This window comes from [Actinomadura] parvosata subsp. kistnae (assembly GCF_900323885.1).
Lineage (GTDB): Bacteria > Actinomycetota > Actinomycetes > Streptosporangiales > Streptosporangiaceae > Nonomuraea > Nonomuraea composti.
In genome coordinates this window covers 189,703-208,573 of record NZ_OOHJ01000005.1, presented here as the reverse complement: position 1 = coordinate 208,573, position 18,871 = coordinate 189,703, and the positions used below count along the sequence as shown (strand labels likewise).

Sequence of the window (18,871 nt, the reverse complement as noted above, 5' to 3'; positions counted from 1 at the left end):
CTGGTGCCGCGGCTTCGCGGAGGTCGTCGTGATCACGCCGAGGCGCGGGGCGCCGGCCGTCCGGAGAGTGGCGGGAGAGACGGCGCGGGTGGAGGTCTGCCGCGACTACCCCGACGACTACCTCGGGCAGCAGGTCACCAAGCTGCACGCCGACGACTACACCGACGCGCGGCTCATCTGCCACCTGGACGCCGACATGATGATCGACCGGCCGTGCGACCCCGGCCTGCTGATGGCGGGACACCGCATCCGCCTCGTCTGCCTGCCCGTCTCCGCGCTGGGCCGGCACCGGCCGTGGACCGGCCCCACCGAGCACTTCCTCGGCCGGCCCGTCGAGCACGACTACATGCGGGTGCCGCCCTTCGTCTATCCGCGCGAGCTGTACCCGGCCGTGCGCGCGCACTGCCGGGCCATGCACGGGATGAGCGTGGAGGCGTACGTGACCTCCCGGCCGCCGCGCGGCTTCTCCGAGTTCAACGTGCTCGGCGCCGGCGCCCACCTGTGGCTGCCCGACCGGTTCGCCTTCGTCGACGAGCGCTCGCCCGACCGGCCGCCGGCGCTGTGCCGCTGGTACTGGAGCCGCGGCGGCCTGGACGACGCGCTGCGCCGCGAGCTGGCCGCGGTGACGGGAGGGCCGCGCGAGGTCTGAGCGCCGACACCAAGGCTCTGTCAGGGACGCGTGTCAGCCGCCGGACGACGGCCCGCCCTTGCCTAGCGTGGCAGGCATGGACGACGACCGGACAGGCCACTGGTGGGCGGCCTTCAAGGCGTCGCCGTTCCTGCCCGCGAGCGTGCTCGTGCTGATCCTCGCGGCCGCGGCCGGGCTCTTCGCCGGCTCCTACACCTACGCCATGGCCGACCCGACCCCGCACCGCGTCCCCGTCGCGGTGGTGGGGGTCAGCCACCAGACCGTACGCGGCAAGGCGTTCGCCGCCGGCCTGGAGCAGAGGCTGAACGCCTCGCTGGCCCTCTCCTTCGAGGGCACCTTCGCACGGGCCGCCCAGGCGGTGGAGGAGCAGCGCGTCTTCGGCGTCATCGTGGTGCGCGGCGACGACGTGACGCTGTACGTGTCGGGCGCCTCCGGCGCGTCCGTGGCGCAACTGCTGAGCGAGGCGGCGCCCAAGGTGGCCCAGCGGGTCGGGGTGCGGCTCACTGTGCGGGACATGAAGCCGCTGCAGCGGGGCGACCCGCGCGGGCTCGCGCTGTTCTACATCACGCTCGCGGCGGTGGTCATCGGGTTCATCGGGGCCGTGCAGCTCAGCGTGCAGGCCGGGGCGCTGACCGCGTGGCAGCGGATCGCGTTCACGGCGGCGTACGCGGCGCTGGGCGGGCTGTCCATCGTGGCCGCCGTGGACTGGGTGCTCGGCGCGCTCGACCTGCCGCTGCTGGAGTCGTGGTTCATCCTGGCGCTGACCATGTTCACCTCCGGCATGGTGTTCACCATGTTCAACACGCTCGTCCGGCGGTGGGCGATGGTGCCGACCTGGGGGCTGATGGTGCTGCTGGGGAACCCGTCCTCGGGCGGGGCGGTGTCGTGGCCGCTGCTGCCATCGCCCCTGGGCACCATCGGACGCTGGCTGCCGCCCGGCGCCTCGATCAACGCCCAGCACACCGCCGTGTACTTCGGCGGGCACCAGCGGCTCATGCCGTTCCTGGTGCTGGCGGCCTGGGCGCTGGTGTCGTGCGCCGTCTTCCTCATCTGGCGCGACCGCCACCCGGGACCCTCCTGACGAGCTATGAGCCGAATCATGATGAGTCCGGGCACGTCGGCCTGATGACGGCGCCCCGCACCGTCACCCGCGTGATCGAGCAGGCCGCGCGGGCGAGTGCGCGCTAGATCCGTTCTGCCGGTGTCACGAAAGCGGGCGCCGTCCGGTCTCTCGTAGTGCCTCCCGGCGGACGGGGGCCGGAGTGGCGAAGGGACGGCACAGGATGAGCGCGGTGGTCGTGGGCGTGGACGGCTCCGAGGAGGGCCTGCGGGCCGTGGAGTGGGCCGCGGGCGAGGCGGGCCGTCGCGGCCGGCCGCTGCTGATCGTGCACGCCTTCATCTGGCCGCTCATGAAGGTGCCCCTGGGGCCCGCGCCGGGAGCGCCGGCCGAGGGCGGCCTGCTGCACGCCGCCGAGCGGGTGCTGGCCGCCGCGCTGGAGCGCGCGCGGCAGGTGGCTCCCGGCGTCGAGGTGACCTCCGACCTGCCGGAGGCCGAGCCGGCGGTCGCGCTGCTGCACCGGTCGCGGCAGGCCGAGCTGCTGGTCGTGGGCAGCCGCGGGCTCGGCGAGCTCGGCGGGCTGCTGCTGGGGTCCGTGGGCGCCCGGCTCGCGGCCGAGGCCGCCTGCCCGGTCGTCGTCGTACGCGGGCCCGCCCCGGCGCACGGCCCCGTCCTGGTCGGGATCGCCGGCGAGGACGGGACCGGGGAACTGCTCGCCTTCGCCTTCGCGCACGCCGCCCGAGCGGCGACCACCATGACACTCGCCCACGTCGGCGACGGTGGGACGGGTCACCGGGGCGAGACGGTGCCCGAGCGGGCGCTCGCCCCGTGGCGGGAGCGTTACCCGGCGGTCGACGTCGTGCGGGAGACGCTCACCGGCCATCCGGGCAGGGCGCTGATGCGGGCGGCGGCCGGCGCGTCCTTGCTCGTCGTCGGCTCCCGCCACCGGCATGAGCTGGAGGCACTCCTGCTGGGCTCGGTCAGCCAGTCCGTGGTGCACCACGCCGCCTGCCCGGTGGCGATCGTCCCGGTCCGGCGGTGACCGTCACGGCTGGGGCGCCGTGACGGTGGTCCCGTCCGCGACCGGTGCCGGACGCCGCCGGCGCGCGCTCGCGCCGACCGTGATCGCGACCGCCAGGACGCACGCCGCCGCGATGGCCGTGGCCACGCCGTGCACGCCGATCCAGCGCGCCGTGAGCGGCAGCGCCAGCACGACGGCGGCGCACCCCGAGATGACGGCGGGCCGGATGACGGACTCCTGCTCGACCGGCGTGTGCACCAGCCACAACAACAGCAGGAACACGCCGACGGGGATGGCGACGGCGTAGGCGACGGTGAGCGGGGCGGCCGCGACGTGGTGCCCGCTCTGCTCGACCGCGACCTCGAGGCCGGCGCCGAGGGCGGCCAGCGCGGCGAAGATGCCGTAGTGGCCGTAGCCCCACCGGTAGGAGCGGTCGCGCCGCCCGCTGAGCCCTTCGCCGGCCTCGACCAGGAAGTACAGCCACCACAGGGCGAACAGCATCACGAGCCCGGACACGGCGATCATCAGGAAGGGGCTGGTGATCGCGCTCGTCTCCAGCGCGCTGGCGACGCCTCTGGACGCGGCCAGCACGCTCTCGCCGAGCAGGATGATCACGAACAGCCCGTACCGCTCGGCGATGTGGTGCGGGTGCCAGGTGGTCGGCTCGGCCCGCTCCGCCCATCGCGGCACGGCCAGCTCCAGCACGGCGAGCAGCACGAAGAGCGGCAGCTCGACGCTCGCCGGCGCCACCCAGGAGTGGATCATCCACGCGGCGGTCAGGATGGTGATGCCGCCGCCGTACCGCAGGGCGGTGCGCCGGCGCGCCGGGTCCTCGGCGGCGACCCGCAACCACTGGGCGACGAGCCCGCTGCGCATGATGACGTACCCCAGCGTGACGAACCGGTAGTCGCCGTGCTCGCCCGCGGCCGGCACCCCGGCGGCCAGCACCAGCACGCCGCCCATCTGCACCATGGTGAGCACCCTGTAGGCGACGTCGTCGGTGTCGTACGACGAGGCGAACCACGTGAAGTTCATCCACGCCCACCAGATGGCGAAGAACACCTGGAGGAACGGCACGACGCCGGCGCCGGCGTGCCCTTCGACGATCTCGTGGGCGAGCTGGGCGGTGACGGCGGCGACCGCGACCACGAAGGTGAGGTCGAACAGCAGCTCCAGCTGGCTGGAGACGCGGTGCGGCTCGTCGACGGGGCGCGCGCTCATCCGGATGCGCAGGCGGATTCTGGTCGGCGGCGGCGGCTCGCCCCCGCCGCTCCGTACGGCGGTCATGCCGCTGAGACCGGACAGCGGCCCGGCTCGTGACAGGTTCGGGCGGAATTTGGCACGAAGACTGGTTGATCTTCTGTCGCTTCTCGCGCATGGTGGGCGCGATTCGGTCATCTACGAAGGAGCCCGGCATGAAGAGCGCGAGGTTATGTGTCGCCGTCCTGGTGGCGCTGGCCCTTCCCGGTACGGGGGCGAGCCCGGCGGCCGCGGCGGCCGGGGACTACTGGATCGCGGCGGGCGACGACACGAGCAAGCAGCTTCTCGCCTTCGACCCGGCGGTCACGAGCTGGAGCGACGACGCCGCCGTCAAGTGGCGCTGGCAGGCGACGAAGGCGCGCGGTTTCTCCGACGCGGAGCTCGCCGTCGCGGCCGGGTACTCCGACTTCAAGCTGCGGGAACGGCCGGCGGGCGGGCAGAGCTTCGCCGTGGCGAACGGCGACGGGTTCGCCGCGGTCGTGTCCTATCCCGGCGGCGCCCGGCAGTGGGCGAAGGTCGTCCCCGGTAACCTGCACGCCGCCGAGCTGCTGCCGGATGGGAACATCGCGCTGGCGGCGAGCAGCGGCGGATGGGTCAGGGTGTACGCCGCCTCGCAGGGGCCGAACGCCTCGGCCTACGGCGAGTACCCGCTGACGCAGGCGCACGCGGTGTTGTGGGACCCCTCGATCCAGCGGTTGTGGGTCACGGGGCAGGACCCGGTCAGCAAGGCGCACATCCTGACCGCGCTCGTGGTGGGCGGCACGCCGGCCGCCCCGGTGCTGCGGGAGGACACGGGCCGGCGGGCCGTCCTGCCGAGCGCCTGGGGGCACGACGTGTACGGCTACGCCCACGACCCGGACCTGCTGTGGGTCAGCGGCAACAGCCAGGTCTGGCTCTACGACAAGAGGACGAGGACGTTCTCGCCGCCTCCGGGCGGGGCGGACCGGACGTTCGTGAAGTCGGTCGGCAACCAGCCGTCGGGGCAGGTCGTGGAGACGAGGTCGGACTCCGCCAAGTCGCCCCCTGGCCGGTGCGTGGCCAACACCTGGTGCACCGACACGGTGGACTTCTACGGCCCGGACACCAGCCGGACCAGGGCCGGGGCCGTCTTCTACAAGGCGCGGGTGTGGAGCCCGTACTACAGCGTGGTGGACCGCACCCTGCACGGCACGGTCTGGGACCGGGCCCGCACCGCGTCGGGAGCGTGGGCCGCGACCGGCACCCGGATCGACACCAACCCGTCGACCAGCGAGATCGCCTCAGCCGTGCTGCCGGACGGCTCGGCGCACGTGCTCAACGTGGTGCCCGGCAGCGGGGTGTGGCACCGCTCGCGCGCCGCGGACGGGACGTGGTCGGCGGCGACGCGGATCGACGCGAACGGGTCGGTGACGGACGTGTCGGCGGCGGCGCTGCCCGACGGGACCCTGCACGTGCAGACGCTGCTGCCGGGCAGCGGCATCTGGGACCGCGTGCGCGCCGCCGACGGCACGTGGTCCACCGCCACCAAGGTCGACACGAACGGCGAGCTGACGGACGTCGCGGCGGCGGCCCTGCCGGACGGCACCCTGCACGTCATGATGCTGCTCCCCGGCAGCGGCGTGTGGCACCGGATCCGGAGCACCGGCGGCGCCTGGGCCGACGCGGTGAAGATCGACACGAACGGCGCGCTGTCGAGGGTCGCGGCGGCGGCGCTGCCGGACGGCACCCTGCACGTGATGATGCTGCTGCCGGGCAGCGGGGTCTGGCACCGGGTCCGCGGCACCGGCGGCTCGTGGGCGGCGGCGGTGAAGGCCGACGACAACCGGGACGTGTCGGGCGTCTCCACCGCGGCGCTGCCGGACGGCACCCTGCACCTGAACACGATCGTGCCGGGCAGCGGCGTGTGGCACCGCGTCCGCGCCGCCTCGGGAGCGTGGTCGGCCGCCCAGCGGGTGGACGCCAACGGCAGCGTGCTCAGCGTCTCCACGGCCGGCCTGCCGGACGGCACCCTGCACCTGGGCACGGTGCCGGACATCAGCTGAGGACGCCCCGGGGCCAGGCGAGGTGGTCGACGGCCAGGAAGCGCTCCCCCGCCACGTTCGCGGGGGTCACGCCCGTGAACGCCACGACGTCCCGGTGCAGGTGGGCCTGGTCGGCGTAGCCGGTGTCGGCGGCGACCCTGGCCGCGCCCTCGCCGGCCACCAGCCGGTGGGCGGCGTGGTCGAAGCGGATCAGCGTGGCGGCCCGCTTGGGCGGCAGCCCGAGCTGGGCCCTGAACCGGGCCCACAGGCGCTTGCGGCTCCATCCGACGTCGCCGGCGAGCCCGTCGACGCGGGCCAGGCCGCGGCTCGCGACGATCCGCTTCCAGGCCCAGGCCACCTCCGGGTCGACGGGCGGCCCCGCCGCGAACCGGCGCGCGAGCAGCGCGTCCGCCAGCGCGAACCGCTCCTGCCAGGACGTGGCCGCGCCCAGCCGCTCGCGGACGCGCGGTGCCTCCCGGCCCCACAGGTCCTCCAGGGGCACCGCGGCGCCGTCGAGCTCGGCGGGCGGGACGCCGAGGACGGCGCGCGCGATCACCGGGGACAGGCGCACCTGCACGCACTCGACGTTCTCGCCCTGCGCCCAGACCGCGCCGCCCGAGCCGAAGCCGGGCCCGGCGACGATGCTGCCCAGCTCCTGCCGCCCGGCGGCGTGGCGGAGGACGGGCGGACTCGCGCCGAACTCCAGGATCAGGGTGACGGCGGGGTGCGGGACCATGCGGAGCGCGTCGAGGTCGGGCACGCGGAACCCGGCCATGGTGACCCCGGGCACCCGGCTGGGCCGCCGGGGCGACGCGACGCCCCACACAGACGATCCGTGCACGAATGTCCGCACGATCCCATGCTAGGCGACCTGTGGGAGGGAACATTCGTTCAAGCCAGGCCGGCGCACCGGCGGCGACAGTGGCGTCATGACATTTCCTGACACCACCCCGCACGACGCCGCCGAGAGCTCGGTCGTGTCGCTGGACGACGGCGACCTCCACGTGTTCAGGGACGGCCCCCGCGACGCGCCCGCGCTCCTGCTCGTCCACGGCTCCGCCTCCTCGGCCCGCTCGTGGGAGCTGATGGTCCCGCTGCTGACCGGGGCCCACCACGTCATCCGGGTCGACCTGCTCGGGCACGGCCGGTCCGCCAAGCCTGGGGATCGCGGCTACGGGACCGGGGACCAGGCGCGCCGCGTCGGCGAGGCGCTGGACCGGCTCGGCGTCGAGCGCGCCGTGGTCGCCGGACACTCCAGCGGCGGCGTCGTCGCCACCGCCCTGGCCGAGCAGCGGCCGGGCCTGGTGACGGCGCTCGCGCTCATCAACACCGGGCCCTCCCTGGACGCCTACCTGGCCCCGCAGTCGGCCGCGATCTCCCCCGCCCAGTGGCCGCCGTCGGACAAGCAGCTCCGCGACTTCGCGAGCAGCGGCTTCAGCCGCCCCGGCTACCAGGTGCCGCGCGAGATGCTGGACGAGGTGCGCCTGATGACCTTCCACACCTTGACCGCGACGATGCAGGGCACCACCGAGTACCTGAAGCAGGGGCCGCTGCCCGCCCGGCTGGCGGCTCTCGGCAAGCCGCTGCTGGTGCTCTTCGGCGCGGACGACCGGAGGTGGGACCCCGCGTCCGCCGGCGACTACCGCGTCGTTCCCGGCGCGACGGTCGAGCTGCTGCCCGGCCTGGGCCACACCCCGATCATGGAGGACCCGGAGCGCACCGCCGCACCCCTGCTGGCCTTCACCGCCCGGCAGGCCGGCCGCCCCTGACGCGTCAGGCCGGACGCTGCGAGGCCGTCCTCGTCCGCAAGGCCCCGTCCGCAAGGTCCCGTCCGCAAGGCGCGGGGACGCCTCGTGCGCGCACGGCGCGTCCGCGTGGACGGCCTCGAACAGGGCCCGCTCGCCGGCTGCGGGAAAGGCGACGCGAGTGCGCAGGTCTCCGGCGGTCGTGCGGGCCTTCGTGGTGGTACCGGCTGCGCCTCGTTCACAAGGTGATCGCGCGCTACCCTGATGCCCAATGCGCGAAAGACGGCAACGAACGGTCACCGTAAGTGATAAGCGCTCGATGCGCCCCGCCCTCTGCTTGGTGACGGCGCTCGCCCTCGCGGCGGGCTGCACCTCCGCCCAGCCACCGCCCGAGCGGCCCGCGCTGAAGGCGGCCGACCTGGCGGCGCCGGTCCGCGCGGCGCCGCTGCTGCACTGGACGGGCTCCTGGCGGGGCCCCATCGAGAGCTTCGACCCCGTCAAAAGGCCCGCACCGGACAACCGGGTCGAGGCCGACCTGCGCGCCATGGGCAACGGCGCCGTCTTCGGCACCGTCACCATCGACGGCGCCACCGCGACCGTCCTGCGCCTCGACGACAAGACCCAGTTCGTCAAGGCGGACGCCCGCTACTGGCGCCTCGTGGGGCACGCGGCGCTACCCCTCCGCGACTTCGCAGGCCAGTGGGTGGCCGAGTGGAACCACCTGCTGTACGGGCTGGACCTGGCCCGCCTGAGCCCGCAGCGGGTCGCCGCGGACCTGGCCGAGATCGAGACTCCCGCCGCCACCGGCACCGCCGCGCCCCCGATGCCGGCGGTCCCCACCTGGGTGGCCCCGCCGACCGACCGCCCGGTCGCCTACCCACCGCCCGACGGCGTCCCCGCCGGAGCGCCGCACCTGGACCTGACCCGGCTCGACACCTCCAGCACGGACGCGGTCCGCAACGGCACGTACTGGTTCTCCCCCGAGGCGCCGCACCGGCTGCTCGGCTACTCGGGGGTCGAGCTGCTGACCAACCTGGGCCTCGCCCCGGAGGCGGCCGCCCGGCTGACCGTCCGCACCGGCACCGCCCAGGAGGCCGCGGACGCCTACGCCGACCTCGCCGCCCGGCTGCGCGGCATCCCCCGCACGGTGACCGTCAACACCACCGCCCTTCTCGACCAGGAGGTGTCGCAGATCACGCCGTGCGCTCCTGGGGTCTGCGGGCCGGTCGCGGTGGGCCTGCGCCTGACGAACGACTCGGAGAAGCTCACTATCGGCGAACGGATCGACGTCACCCTGTACGGCGGCGACTTCTGGATGCCCGACCGGATCACCGACAAGGTCGGCACCTGCCGCGTGTCCGTGGGGCGCCTGGCGCCGGGCAAGTCGGTGCGCAAGGTGTGCGTGGTGGAGGACCCGCGCATCCAGCGCATGCAGCGCGAGGACAAGCACGTCTGGTTCCGCGCCGAGACCTCCGCCACCCTCACCTCGGTCACCACGCCGAGCAGGGCGGAGCAGCGGGCGCGGGAGCTGCCTGCCCACTGACGGCGGGAGGGAGCGGCACGGGCGAGCGGCATGTGCGAGCGGCATGTGCGAGCGGCATGTGCGAGCGGCATGTGCGAGCGGCATGTGCGAGCGGCATGTGCGAGCGGCATGTGCGAGCGGCATGTGCGAGCGGCCGCCCCGGACGGGGCGGCCGCTCCTTGGATCACGGGCAGTTACGTGAGCGGGCGGCTACTTGAGCAGGCGCTTGCTGAGCAGTTCCTTGCCCTGCTCGGCACCCTTGCGGCTCTCGGCCTGGGCGCGGCGGAAGAAGCTCGCCAGCTCCCCGTCGCCGGCGCGCTCGGCGTCGGCGATGTAGTTCTCCAGGCGCAGCACGTTGCTCAGGCACTGCTCCACGAACCAGATCAGGTTGTAGTCCTTGTCCTGAGTGCCGGTGACCTTGCCAGTCTCCTGGCCTGACGGATCCATGTGTCTCCTCCTAGCCTCTCGACGGTCAGATCCCCCTGCCCGCCGGCGTGACCGGCGGCCTCCGTCCTCCTTCCCGTCAGACGCGAGGTATGCCGGTCCGTGACGGGGGTGACGTTTTTGTACGAGGGAAATGCGTGACGCGATCCGGGTGTTGGCCGGAGCATGGGGAACCGTTACGCGGCCGAGGACGTCATCCGCCGCCTGCTCACCGAGGCCCGCACGTGGGCGTTCGTCGGCCTGTCCGCCAACCCCGACCGCACGGCCTACGACCAGGCGGGCCTGCTCAAGGGGCGCGGCCGGCGGATCATTCCCGTCCATCCGGCCGCCGAGACCGTGCTGGGTGAGCCGGGCTACGCGACGCTGGCCGAGATCCCGGACAAGGTGGACGTGGTGGCCGTCTACCGCCGCTCGGAGCACGCCGGGGAAGTGATCGACCAGGCCATCGCGATCGGCGCCGGGGCGGTCTGGCTGCCCCTGGGCGTGATCGACGAGGCGGCCGCCCAGCGAGCGCTGGACGCCGGCCTCGACGTCGTGATGGACCGCTGCCCCGGCGTCGAGTGGGCCCTGCGGGTCGCCTGAGCCCGTAGCGGGGACACGGGTGGGGGCGCTACTTCTCGGCCTTCTGCGGGACGCCCCGTCCACTGCTGGGCCCGCCGTTGGGCCCGCCACTGTGGCGCTCGCCCGCCTCGCCGTCGCGGCGGGCCCGCCGGCCGTGGCCCGGGTGGATTAAGCGCTCCGTGCCGGGCCGGTGCACGAAGTCGTTGATCGAGCGGAGATTGAGCTGCTTGCCGGTGTTCTGCCCGGGCCCGTTGGCGGTGGCCTTCTGGGGTGCGTGGCCGTCGAACGCGATCTCCAGGCGCCAGCCGTCGCGCCGGAGGATGACGACGGGGCCTGAGGTTCGGGGGACGGTCTGGACGTCCCAGCCGTGCCGGTGTGCCCGATGGGCGAGTGCGCGCGGATTCACCGAGTCGTACTCCTTGTGTCGAACGGTGGTGGACCAAGCGGAGTTTGGCTGCGGGTTGTCACGGGACGGGGGCGGGGGGTAGGCGTTCGGCTGATCCCTTCTAACGAAGGGACGGTCGTAAGTCCGGTTTGGGTTCCACGGCGCGCTTCATGACACGAAAAAGAGGGGCGCCGCCGCGGTGCGGCGACGCCCCCCGTGAGAGCGGTGCGGTCAGTGGTGGTACGCGTGCACCACCGCGTGCCCCTTGCCCCGGCCGATGATCCACTTGTTGATGGGCGTGGTGACGAGGAAGGCCACGAGCAGCGAGAACGCCAGCGCGCCCCAGAACAGCACGCTGGCCAGACCGGCGTCCATGGCACCCGGGATGATCAGCATGACGCCGTTGTCGACGATCTCCATGACGAGGATCGACAGCGTGTCGGCGGCCAGCGCGAGCCGCAGCGCCTGACGCCACTTGACGCCCGCGCGGAACAGGCCGCGCAGGGTGAGCGCGTAGCCGAAGACGAACGCCAGGGCGATGGCCAGGAGGATGCTGGGCAGGTTGTGCCAGCCGAGTGCGGTCGCGATCACCATGCCGAGCACCTCGCCGATGGCGCACCCGGTGAGGCAGTGCAGCGTCGCGGACGCCGCGACTCCCCACGTGGCCTTCATCGGCCCGTGATGGCCATGCTCGGCACCATGCTCGGCACCATGCTCGGCGCCGTGATCGGCCCCGTGCTGCCCGCCCTCGTGACCGCCATGGTCATGCTGTCCATGTCCGGCGTGGTGCATAGATTCGGACATTGCCTACCTTCCAGGCGATTCGGCCACATTGGTTGCGGCCAAACGTATACCCCCTATCGGTACCATCGCAACGCCTACTAACGAACATCGTAGTAACTGACTCACCCGGACGTACGTGATCGCCGGTAACATGGGAGGGACCGAGGCGGGAGGGGCTGTACAGATGGTGCGTGGCCTGGGAGAGCTCGAGTCCACGATCATGGAGCACATGTGGGCGATCAGGCAGCCGGCCTCGGTGCGGGCCGTGCTGGAGCACCTGAGGCAAGACCGCACCATCGCCTACACGACGGTCATGACCGTGATGGACAAACTGCACACCAAGGGCATGCTCAAGCGGAAGTCGGCCGGCCGGGCCTACATCTACGAAGCGGTGTCGTCGAAGGAGGCGTACACAGCCGAGGTGATGCGCGAGTCGCTGGCCGGCAGCGGCAACAGGGCGGCCACGCTGGTGCACTTCCTCGAGCGGCTCACCCCCGAGGAGGCCAGCGCCCTTGAGGCGGCGCTGCAGGTCTACCCGCCGGGGGGCCGCGGCGCATGACGGTGGCGATCGTCCTCGCCCTGTACGGCCTGTTCGCCGCCCTCGCGCTGCCGCGGCTGCTCAGGCGGGGCACCTGGGCCGACCGCGCGCCCCGGCTGGCCATCGCGATGTGGCAGGCGGCCAGCGTGTCGGTGGTGGCCGCCGCGCTGCTGTCGGCGTTCGCCGCCGCCGTGCCCGCCGCCGTGGTCGGGCATGGCCTGGCCGAGCTGTTCGAGGCGTGCGCCGCGCTGCTGCACGACGAGGCCGCGCTCAGCTCCACCGGCACCTGGGCGGGGCTGGCCGCCGGCGCCCTGGTCCTGGCCCGGGTCACCACCGTGGGGGCGGCGGTCCTGCTGCGCGCCCGCCGCGAACGCCGCCGGCACGCCGACGCGCTGGCCCTGCTCGGGCAGCACGACCACGACCTCGACGCGGTGGTGGTCGACTACGAGGAGCGCCTGGCCTACTGTCTGCCGGGCCGCAAGGGGCACGCGGTCATCACCACCGGGGCGCTGCACTCGCTGGCGCCCGAGCAGGTCGCCGCCGTGCTCGCCCACGAGCGGGCGCATCTGCGCGGGCGGCACCACCTGGTGCTGGCCGGCGCCGAGGCCCTGGCCCGGGCCTTCCCGCGCCTTCCGCTGTTCGAGCAGGCGCGGGCCGAGGTCGCGCGGCTGGTCGAGCTGCTGGCCGACGACGTGGCGGCCCGCCGGCACCCGCGCGTCCACATCGCGGCGGCCCTGGTCGGCCTCGCGACCGGGCGCGTCCCCGCGTTCGCGCTGGGCGCGGGCGGCGAGACGGCGCTGACCCGGGTCCGGCGGATGCTGCACCCGCAGGTCCCGCTCGGGCGCCGCGAGCGCGCCGCCGGGCGCCTGGCCGTCGCGGCCCTGCTCGCCGGCCCCGCCGCGCTGGCGCTGGCGCCGGTCGTGGCGGCGTTCCTGGCCCACCACTGCCACTCCCTGCTCACCCACTGACGAGCCGCAGGAGCCCGGGAGCGGCGCAGGAGCCCGGGGCGCGGCATCCACTATGCGGCGTAGGAGAAGAGGGCCGCCGTTCGCTCGTCCGGCCGAGGAAGTGGCGGGGCGCGAATAGGATGGCGTATTCCCTGATCCGCCACAGCGCCCAGGAGTGTGCATGAGCAACCGCCTCACCGCCACGATGATCGATCAGGCGGCCGAACGGTTGCGGCCGGTGGTCCGCCGTACCGCGCTGGAGCCGAACGAGCGCCTGTCCGGCCTGCTCGGCGGCCAGGTGCTGCTCAAGCGCGAGGACGCGCAGGTGTGCCGCTCGTACAAGGTGCGCGGCGCGTTCAACCTGATCGCCTCGCTCACCGAGGAGGAGCGGCGGCGCGGCGTGGTCTGCGCGAGCGCGGGCAACCACGGGCAGGGCGTCGCGTTCGCGTGCGCGCGCCTGGGGATCAGCGGCCGCGTGTACGTCCCGTCCACCACGCCCCGGCAGAAGCGCGAGCGCATCGCGGCGCTCGGCGGCGACCGGGTGGAGATCGTGGTCGGCGGCGGCACGTACGACGAGGCGAGCGCCGCCGCGCACGCCGACAGCGAGGCGGGCGGCGCGGTCTACGTGCACCCGTTCGACGATGTCCGCACGATGGCCGGGCAGGGCACGGTCGGCCTGGAGATCCTGGAGCAGTGCGGGCAGGCGCCCGGCACGGTGGTCGTGCCGGTCGGCGGCGGCGGCCTGATCAGCGGCGTGGCCGTGTGGCTGCGCGAGCACTCCCCCGGCACCCGCCTCATCGGCGCGGAGCCGGCCGGGGCGGCCAGCATGCGCGCCGCCCTCGACCACGGGGGCCCCGTCGCGCTGCCGGAGCTGGACACGTTCGTCGACGGCGCCGCCGTAGGCACGGTGGGAGACAGCACGTTCCCGCTGGTGAAGGATCTGGTGGACGAGATCGTCGCGGTCGACGAGGGCGCGGTGTGCACCGAGATGCTCGATCTCTACCAGACCGACGGCATCATCGCCGAGCCCGCCGGCGCTCTCGCGGGCGCCGCGGCCCGCGAGGTCCTCGCCTACGGCCCGGAGGGGCCGGTGGTGTGCGTGGTCTCGGGCGGCAACAACGACGTCAGCCGCTACAACGAGGTGCTGGAGCGCTCGCTCGTGCACATCGGGCTGCGGCACTACTTCCTGGTCACCTTCCCGCAGCGCCCCGGCGCCCTGCGCCACTTCCTCGACGAGGTGCTGGGCGAGGGCCAGGACATCATCGCCTTCGAGTACATCAAGAAGAACAACCGCGAGACCGGCCCGGCGCTCGTCGGCATCGAGCTCGAACGGGCCGGCGACCTCGAGAGCCTGCTGGCCAGGATGAAGGCGAGCCCGCTCACGGTCGAGCGCATCCCGCCGGGCTCGCCGCTGTTCACGTTCATCCTCTGACGCGTCAGCGGGCGCGGCTGCCGGCCGCCTCGTCCGCCGTCCACGAGGTGAGGATGCGCAGCGCGTCGTGCGACGGCGAGCCGGGCTCGGCGGTGAGCACCATGAGGCGCTGCCCCGAGCCGTCGGGGCTGCTCCACGTGTCGCAGTCGAGGGTCAGCTCGCCGACCAGGCGGTGCCGGTAGCGCTTGGTGCCGTAGGCGGCGTTGTTGACGCGGTGCTCGGCCCACCACGTACGGAAGTCGGCGTCGCGCACCGACAGCTCGCCGACGAGCCGGGCCAGCTCGGGATCGTCGGGGTTCGCCGCGGACTCCATGCGCAGGGCGGCGACGGCGTCGCGGGCGTCGTGCTGCCACTCCAGGTGCATGTCCCGGATGACGGGGTCGGTGAACAGCAGGTACAGGTAGTTGCGCCGGTCGGCGGGCAGCTGTCCGAAGTCGGTGTAGAGGGCGGCGGCGCCGGCGTTCCACTCCAGGACGTCGAGGCGCCGGCCCAGGACGAGGGCGGGGGTCGCGGTGAGCTGGTCGAGCAGGCGGCGCATGGCGGGGCGCACGCGCTGCGCCGGGCGGCGCCTGCGGGGCCGGGCGTCGGCCTTGCCGGCCAGCTCGTACAGGTAGCGCTGCTGGTCGTCGTCGAGGCGCAGCGCGCGGGCCAGCGTGGCGAGCACCGCGGCGGAGGCCCGGACGCGGCCCTGCTCCAGCCGCGTGTAGTAGTCGACGCTGATCGCGGCGAGCTGGGCGACCTCCTCGCGGCGCAGCCCCGCGACCTTGCGCCGGGAGTCGTGCTCGGGCAGGCCGAGGTCCTGCGGGGCCAGTTGCGCCCGGCGGGCCTTGAGGAAGGCGCCGAGCTCGCCGGGGCCGGTTGTGCTGCTCATGCCGTCCATTGTCCGGCCTGAGCCGGTACGCGTGAGGGGGCAGGTTCTTTCCCAGGCAGAAACCCGCCGCTTTTGCCTGCCCGGGGAGAGGACGAAGGTGGACCCGTGCCCGGCACCGAGCCGGGCCGCGAACCACGGAACGGAGCCTCCCATGGCCAGGATCGACGTCACCTTCCCCAGCGCCGGCATCCCCGTCGCCGGTCACCTCCACCTCCCCGACGGCCCGCCGAGCAGCCGCGCCCGGCGATCGTCGTCGGCCACCCCGGCACCGGCGTCAAGGAGCAGGCCGCCGGCCTCTACGCCGCGCACCTGGCCGAACGGGGGTTCGTCGCGCTCGCCTACGACGCGGCCTACCAGGGCGAGAGCGGCGGCGAGCCGCGCGGCCTGGAGGACCCCGCCCAGCGCGTCGAGGACCTCAAGGCCGCCGTGTCCTTCCTGACGACGCGGGACGAGGTCGACCCCGACCGCATCGGCCTGCTCGGCATCTGCGCCTCCGGCGGCTACGCCCTGTCCGCCACCGCCGGCGACCGCCGCGTCAAGGCGGTCGCCACGGTCAGCGCGGTGGACGTCGCCCGCCAGTTCCGCCTGGGGGCCGACGGCGCCCAGGACCCGGCCGTGTTCCTCGGCCTGCTGGACGCCGCCGCGCACGCCCGTACCGCCGCGGCCCGCGGCGAGGACCCTGCGGCGCTGGCCCTCTTCCCCGACACCGTCGAGCAGGCGTACGCGATCGGCGGCGAGCACGGCGCCGAAGGCTTCGAGTACTACCGCACCGAGCGCGGCCGGCACCCGCGCTCGCCGGGCTCGCTCACCTGGGAGAGCGTCGACAAGATGGCCTCCTTCGACGCCTTCGCCCCGATCCCGCTGATCGGCTCCCGGCCGCTGCTCATGGTCGTCGGCAGCCGCGCCGTGACGTCCTGGATGAGCGTCGACGCCTTCCAGCGGGCCACCGGCCCCAAGGAGCTGTGCTGGATCGACGGGGCCAGCCACGTCGACCTGTACGACAGGAAGCAGTACGTGGACCCCGCCGTCGAGCGCATCGCCGCCTTCTTCGGCGAGAACCTGGGCCGCGCGGCCTAAAGGAGATGAACCCTCCGGGATTCGGTGCCAGGCTGGGCACGTGATCGACACGCGAACCGTGGTCCTGGTCGAGGGCACCAGCGACAAGTCGGCCGTCGAGGCGCTGGCCGAGCGCCGCGGCCTGGACCTGGAGAAGGAAGGCGTCCGCGTCGAGGCGATGGGCGGCGCCACCAACATCGGGGCGTACGTGGCCAGGTTCGGCCCGGCCGGGCACGGCCTGCGGCTGGCCGGGCTGTGCGACGCCGGCGAGGAAGGCGACTACCGCAAGGCGCTCGAACGAGCCGGGCTCGGCTCCGGGCTCGACCGGGGCGGGCTGGAGGCGCTCGGGTTCTACGTGTGCGTGGCCGACCTGGAGGACGAGCTGATCCGCGCCCTCGGCACCGACGGTGTGGAGCGGATCGTCGAGGCCGAGGGCGAGCTGGGCTCCTTCCGTACCCTGCAGAAGCAGCCCGTGTGGCGGGGCAGGGCCACGCACGACCAGTTGCGCCGCTTCATGGGGGCGGGCTCCGGCCGCAAGATCCGCTACTCGCGCCTGCTGGCCGCGGCGCTCGACCCGGGCCAGGTGCCGCGACCGCTGGAGCTGCTGCTGGCCCGGCTGGCGAGCTGAGCGGGCCGAGCGGGAGCGGGCCGGTCGAGCGGGCGGCTGAGCGGGAGCGGGCCAGTCGAGCGGGCGGCCGAGCGGGGGCGAGCCGGGCAGGGGCGGGCTGAGCGGGGTCAGGCGTGGCCGGCCTGGGTGAGGTGGAGCCGGGCGTAGCGGCCGTCGGCGGCGAGGAGGTCGTCGTGGGTGCCCTGCTCGACGACGCGGTCACGGTGCAGCACGACGATCCGGTCGGCCTGGCGTACCGTCGAGAGCCGGTGCGCGACGACGAGGGTGGTGCGGCCGCGCATGAGGCGGGCCAGCGCCTCCTTGACCAGCTCCTCCGACTCGGAATCGAGCGCCGAGGTGGCCTCGTCCAGCAGCAGGACGCGCGGGTCGCGCACCAGCGCGCGGGCGATCGCGAGGCGCTGCCGCTGCCCGCCCGACAGGCGGGCGCCCCGCTCCCCCACCACCGTGTCCCAGCCCTGCGGCTGGTCCTGGACGAACGCCCACGCGTTCGCGTCGCGCAGCGCCTGGGCGATGCGCTCGTCGGAGACCTCCGGCAGGCCGTAGGCGACGTTCTCGCGGATGGTGCCCTCGAACAGCACGGACTCCTGCGGCACGACGGAGACGAAGCGGCGCACGGTCCGCAGGTCGAGCTCCTGGAGGTCGGCGCCGTCGAGCAGGATGCGGCCGCCGGTCGGGCGCACGAAGCCGAGCACCAGGTTGAGCAGGGTGGACTTGCCGGAGCCTGACGAGCCGACGAACGCGACGGTCGTGCCGGAGGGGATGTCGAGGTCGATGGCGTGCAGGGCGTCCTCGTCGGCTCCCGGGTAGCGGTGGGAGGCGCGTTCGAGCCGGATCGCGCCGTCCACGGCGGTGACGGGCCGCTTGCCCTCGTTCTGCTCCAGGTCCGGCTCCTGGATGACCTCGGCGATCGAGCGGATCGACTCCAGGCCGCGCGCGCCGACCGGGATGAGCATGAGCAGCTGGGTGAGCCCCTGCGTGAGCAGCGCGAAGTAGCTCGACAGCAGGACCACCTCGCCCGGCGTGATCGGCAGCAGGCCCGTGAGGGAGAACGTCGCGGCCAGCACCAGGCAGCAGACGCCCAGCAGCTGCATCGTCACCCACGACAGGGAGGCGACGTGCCCGTTGAGCATGTCGAGGTGCAGGCCCGCCCGGCGCACGCCGTCGGCGCCGTAGGCGACCCTGGTGACCGCGGTCTCCTCCAGGCCGTGCGCGCGGGTGACGGGGATCAGCGACGCCATCTCGCCGACCCGGGCGGCCAGCCCCTCCATCTCGCGGCGCAGCGCCTCGTTGCGGCGGCGGGAGCGCCGGCCGAGCGCGGCCCGCAGCACGAGCGAGATCGGCACGGTCAGCGCGTAGACGGGCAGGAACTCGGGCACGGCGATCGCCGTCATGGAGACCGCGCCGATGAGGACCATCGTGGACGACAGCAGCGGATGGGTCACCTGCTGCAGCATCAGCTCGACGTTCTCGACGTCCCGCACGACCTTGTTCTGCACGATCGAGGAGCTCATGCGGGTGTGGTAGCCGATGGACAGGCTCTGCAGCCGCGCCGCCAGGGCGTTGCGCAGGTCGGCGCCGATGTCGCGCACCACCGTCATGAAGTTGCGCGTGTAGAGGAGGTGGTTCGGATAGTTCTGCAGCAGCAGGACGCCCGCGAGCGCGAACCACCCCAGCACGCCGGTCAGCGACCCGCGCCCGGCGACGACGTCGATGATCGCGGCGGTGATGACCGGCAGGAACCAGAGCGGGACCTCCTTGAACGCGAACGCCAGCAGCGCGAGCGACATGCGGCCGGGACGGCGCGCGAGCAGGCGGACGACGGACCGGGCCGGGTGGGCGCCGTCGATCAGATCGACGACATGGGACGGGGGCTTCACCTGCGACGTGTCCTTTCTCGCCGTCACGGCAGGGCTGGGGGCAGGCCGCGTGGACGGCGGGGATCATGCAACCACACGCGCCCCCGGCTCGCCCG

At 73.8% G+C, this 18,871-nt stretch carries 20 protein-coding genes; 13 read left to right on the top strand and 7 right to left on the bottom strand.

What is annotated here, in order from left to right:
- Positions 1-28: 28 nt before the first annotated feature.
- The 3 genes from KIS93_RS02330 to KIS93_RS02320 all read left to right on the top strand — a co-directional run bounded on the left by KIS93_RS02330 (position 29) and on the right by KIS93_RS02320 (position 2,748).
- Positions 29-649 (top strand): hypothetical protein, encoded by a 621-nt coding sequence (locus KIS93_RS02330; RefSeq protein WP_155126814.1) that lies wholly within the window; start codon positions 29-31, stop codon positions 647-649.
- 76 nt (positions 650-725) lie between these two features.
- Positions 726-1,730, top strand: coding sequence for a hypothetical protein (locus KIS93_RS02325; RefSeq protein WP_080037844.1), 1,005 nt, complete (start codon positions 726-728; stop codon positions 1,728-1,730).
- A gap of 202 nt (positions 1,731-1,932) precedes the next feature.
- A complete protein-coding gene (locus tag KIS93_RS02320; protein ID WP_080037843.1) occupies positions 1,933-2,748 on the top strand; it encodes a universal stress protein in 816 nt (271 codons plus the stop codon).
- 3 nt (positions 2,749-2,751) lie between these two features.
- Here KIS93_RS02320 and KIS93_RS02315 read toward each other — a convergent pair whose 3' ends face one another.
- Entirely contained in the window at positions 2,752-4,014 is a 1,263-nt protein-coding gene (locus tag KIS93_RS02315) for a low temperature requirement protein A (RefSeq protein WP_222107180.1), read from the bottom strand.
- Positions 4,015-4,142: 128 nt separating this feature from the next.
- Here KIS93_RS02315 and KIS93_RS02310 point away from each other — a divergent pair, with 128 nt between their 5' ends.
- Positions 4,143-6,008, top strand: coding sequence for a DUF6528 family protein (locus tag KIS93_RS02310; protein WP_186403538.1), 1,866 nt, complete (start codon positions 4,143-4,145; stop codon positions 6,006-6,008).
- On the opposite strand, the gene KIS93_RS02305 is transcribed toward KIS93_RS02310, so the two are convergent.
- On the bottom strand, positions 6,001-6,840 hold the full coding sequence (locus tag KIS93_RS02305; protein ID WP_080037841.1) for a helix-turn-helix domain-containing protein: 840 nt from the start codon (positions 6,838-6,840) through the stop codon (positions 6,001-6,003). The two genes, KIS93_RS02310 and KIS93_RS02305, sit on opposite strands and share 8 nt — an antisense overlap.
- A 76-nt stretch (positions 6,841-6,916) precedes the next feature.
- On the opposite strand from KIS93_RS02305, the gene KIS93_RS02300 reads away from it, so the two are divergent.
- The gene (locus tag KIS93_RS02300) at positions 6,917-7,756 is read left to right on the top strand and encodes an alpha/beta fold hydrolase (RefSeq protein ID WP_080037840.1); all 840 of its coding nucleotides are present in this window, start codon (positions 6,917-6,919) and stop codon (positions 7,754-7,756) included.
- A 316-nt stretch (positions 7,757-8,072) separates the two neighbouring features.
- Positions 8,073-9,275 (top strand): hypothetical protein, encoded by a 1,203-nt coding sequence (locus KIS93_RS02295; protein WP_155126811.1) that lies wholly within the window; start codon positions 8,073-8,075, stop codon positions 9,273-9,275.
- A 189-nt stretch (positions 9,276-9,464) separates the two neighbouring features.
- Here the strand turns inward: KIS93_RS02295 and KIS93_RS02290 are convergent, their stop codons facing one another.
- Positions 9,465-9,701, bottom strand: a complete 237-nt coding sequence (locus KIS93_RS02290; RefSeq protein ID WP_080037838.1) for a hypothetical protein — start codon at positions 9,699-9,701, stop codon at positions 9,465-9,467.
- Positions 9,702-9,863: 162 nt separating this feature from the next.
- Here KIS93_RS02290 and KIS93_RS02285 point away from each other — a divergent pair, with 162 nt between their 5' ends.
- Positions 9,864-10,280: a CoA-binding protein gene (locus KIS93_RS02285; RefSeq protein ID WP_080037837.1), complete on the top strand. Its 417-nt coding sequence runs from the start codon at positions 9,864-9,866 to the stop codon at positions 10,278-10,280.
- Positions 10,281-10,308: 28 nt separating this feature from the next.
- Here the strand turns inward: KIS93_RS02285 and KIS93_RS02280 are convergent, their stop codons facing one another.
- Together KIS93_RS02280 and KIS93_RS02275 are read right to left on the bottom strand one after the other, a co-directional pair.
- Positions 10,309-10,665: a hypothetical protein gene (locus KIS93_RS02280; protein WP_080037836.1), complete on the bottom strand. Its 357-nt coding sequence runs from the start codon at positions 10,663-10,665 to the stop codon at positions 10,309-10,311.
- 210 nt (positions 10,666-10,875) lie between these two features.
- A complete protein-coding gene (locus KIS93_RS02275; RefSeq protein WP_230466077.1) occupies positions 10,876-11,316 on the bottom strand; it encodes a DUF4396 domain-containing protein in 441 nt (146 codons plus the stop codon).
- Between the two features lie 6 nt (positions 11,317-11,322).
- On the opposite strand from KIS93_RS02275, the gene KIS93_RS64435 reads away from it, so the two are divergent.
- The 4 genes from KIS93_RS64435 (at position 11,323) to ilvA (ending at position 14,344) form a co-directional block, all read left to right on the top strand.
- Complete coding sequence (locus KIS93_RS64435; protein WP_246005158.1) at positions 11,323-11,529, top strand: hypothetical protein; 207 nt, start codon at positions 11,323-11,325, stop codon at positions 11,527-11,529.
- Positions 11,530-11,611: 82 nt separating this feature from the next.
- The gene (locus KIS93_RS02270) at positions 11,612-11,986 is read left to right on the top strand and encodes a BlaI/MecI/CopY family transcriptional regulator (protein ID WP_080037834.1); all 375 of its coding nucleotides are present in this window, start codon (positions 11,612-11,614) and stop codon (positions 11,984-11,986) included.
- Complete coding sequence (locus KIS93_RS02265; protein ID WP_080037833.1) at positions 11,983-12,933, top strand: M56 family metallopeptidase; 951 nt, start codon at positions 11,983-11,985, stop codon at positions 12,931-12,933. Before KIS93_RS02270 ends, KIS93_RS02265 begins: the two co-directional genes overlap by 4 nt.
- A gap of 160 nt (positions 12,934-13,093) precedes the next feature.
- Complete coding sequence (ilvA, locus tag KIS93_RS02260; RefSeq protein WP_080037832.1) at positions 13,094-14,344, top strand: threonine ammonia-lyase IlvA; 1,251 nt, start codon at positions 13,094-13,096, stop codon at positions 14,342-14,344.
- A gap of 4 nt (positions 14,345-14,348) precedes the next feature.
- On the opposite strand, the gene KIS93_RS02255 is transcribed toward ilvA, so the two are convergent.
- The gene (locus tag KIS93_RS02255) at positions 14,349-15,215 is read right to left on the bottom strand and encodes a helix-turn-helix domain-containing protein (protein WP_080046613.1); all 867 of its coding nucleotides are present in this window, start codon (positions 15,213-15,215) and stop codon (positions 14,349-14,351) included.
- 105 nt (positions 15,216-15,320) lie between these two features.
- On the opposite strand from KIS93_RS02255, the gene KIS93_RS02250 reads away from it, so the two are divergent.
- Together KIS93_RS02250 and KIS93_RS02245 are read left to right on the top strand one after the other, a co-directional pair.
- A complete protein-coding gene (locus tag KIS93_RS02250; protein WP_222107179.1) occupies positions 15,321-16,292 on the top strand; it encodes an alpha/beta hydrolase in 972 nt (323 codons plus the stop codon).
- A 40-nt stretch (positions 16,293-16,332) separates the two neighbouring features.
- Positions 16,333-16,899, top strand: a complete 567-nt coding sequence (locus KIS93_RS02245; RefSeq protein ID WP_080037830.1) for a TOPRIM nucleotidyl transferase/hydrolase domain-containing protein — start codon at positions 16,333-16,335, stop codon at positions 16,897-16,899.
- Between the two features lie 107 nt (positions 16,900-17,006).
- Here KIS93_RS02245 and KIS93_RS02240 read toward each other — a convergent pair whose 3' ends face one another.
- A complete protein-coding gene (locus KIS93_RS02240) occupies positions 17,007-18,776 on the bottom strand; it encodes an ABC transporter ATP-binding protein (protein ID WP_080046612.1) in 1,770 nt (589 codons plus the stop codon).
- Between the last annotated feature and the right edge of the window lie 95 nt (positions 18,777-18,871).

Coding starts and splice junctions, on each gene's coding strand:
- KIS93_RS02285 (WP_080037837.1), top strand. CDS start 9,864: ATGGGGAACCGTTACGCGGCCGAGGACGTCATCCGCCGCCTGCTCACC.
- KIS93_RS02315 (WP_222107180.1), bottom strand. CDS start 4,014: ATGACCGCCGTACGGAGCGGCGGGGGCGAGCCGCCGCCGCCGACCAGA.
- KIS93_RS02270 (WP_080037834.1), top strand. CDS start 11,612: ATGGTGCGTGGCCTGGGAGAGCTCGAGTCCACGATCATGGAGCACATG.
- ilvA (WP_080037832.1), top strand. CDS start 13,094: ATGAGCAACCGCCTCACCGCCACGATGATCGATCAGGCGGCCGAACGG.
- KIS93_RS02310 (WP_186403538.1), top strand. CDS start 4,143: ATGAAGAGCGCGAGGTTATGTGTCGCCGTCCTGGTGGCGCTGGCCCTT.
- KIS93_RS02300 (WP_080037840.1), top strand. CDS start 6,917: ATGACATTTCCTGACACCACCCCGCACGACGCCGCCGAGAGCTCGGTC.
- KIS93_RS02275 (WP_230466077.1), bottom strand. CDS start 11,316: ATGAAGGCCACGTGGGGAGTCGCGGCGTCCGCGACGCTGCACTGCCTC.
- KIS93_RS02320 (WP_080037843.1), top strand. CDS start 1,933: ATGAGCGCGGTGGTCGTGGGCGTGGACGGCTCCGAGGAGGGCCTGCGG.
- KIS93_RS02290 (WP_080037838.1), bottom strand. CDS start 9,701: ATGGATCCGTCAGGCCAGGAGACTGGCAAGGTCACCGGCACTCAGGAC.
- KIS93_RS02255 (WP_080046613.1), bottom strand. CDS start 15,215: ATGAGCAGCACAACCGGCCCCGGCGAGCTCGGCGCCTTCCTCAAGGCC.
- KIS93_RS02265 (WP_080037833.1), top strand. CDS start 11,983: ATGACGGTGGCGATCGTCCTCGCCCTGTACGGCCTGTTCGCCGCCCTC.
- KIS93_RS02325 (WP_080037844.1), top strand. CDS start 726: ATGGACGACGACCGGACAGGCCACTGGTGGGCGGCCTTCAAGGCGTCG.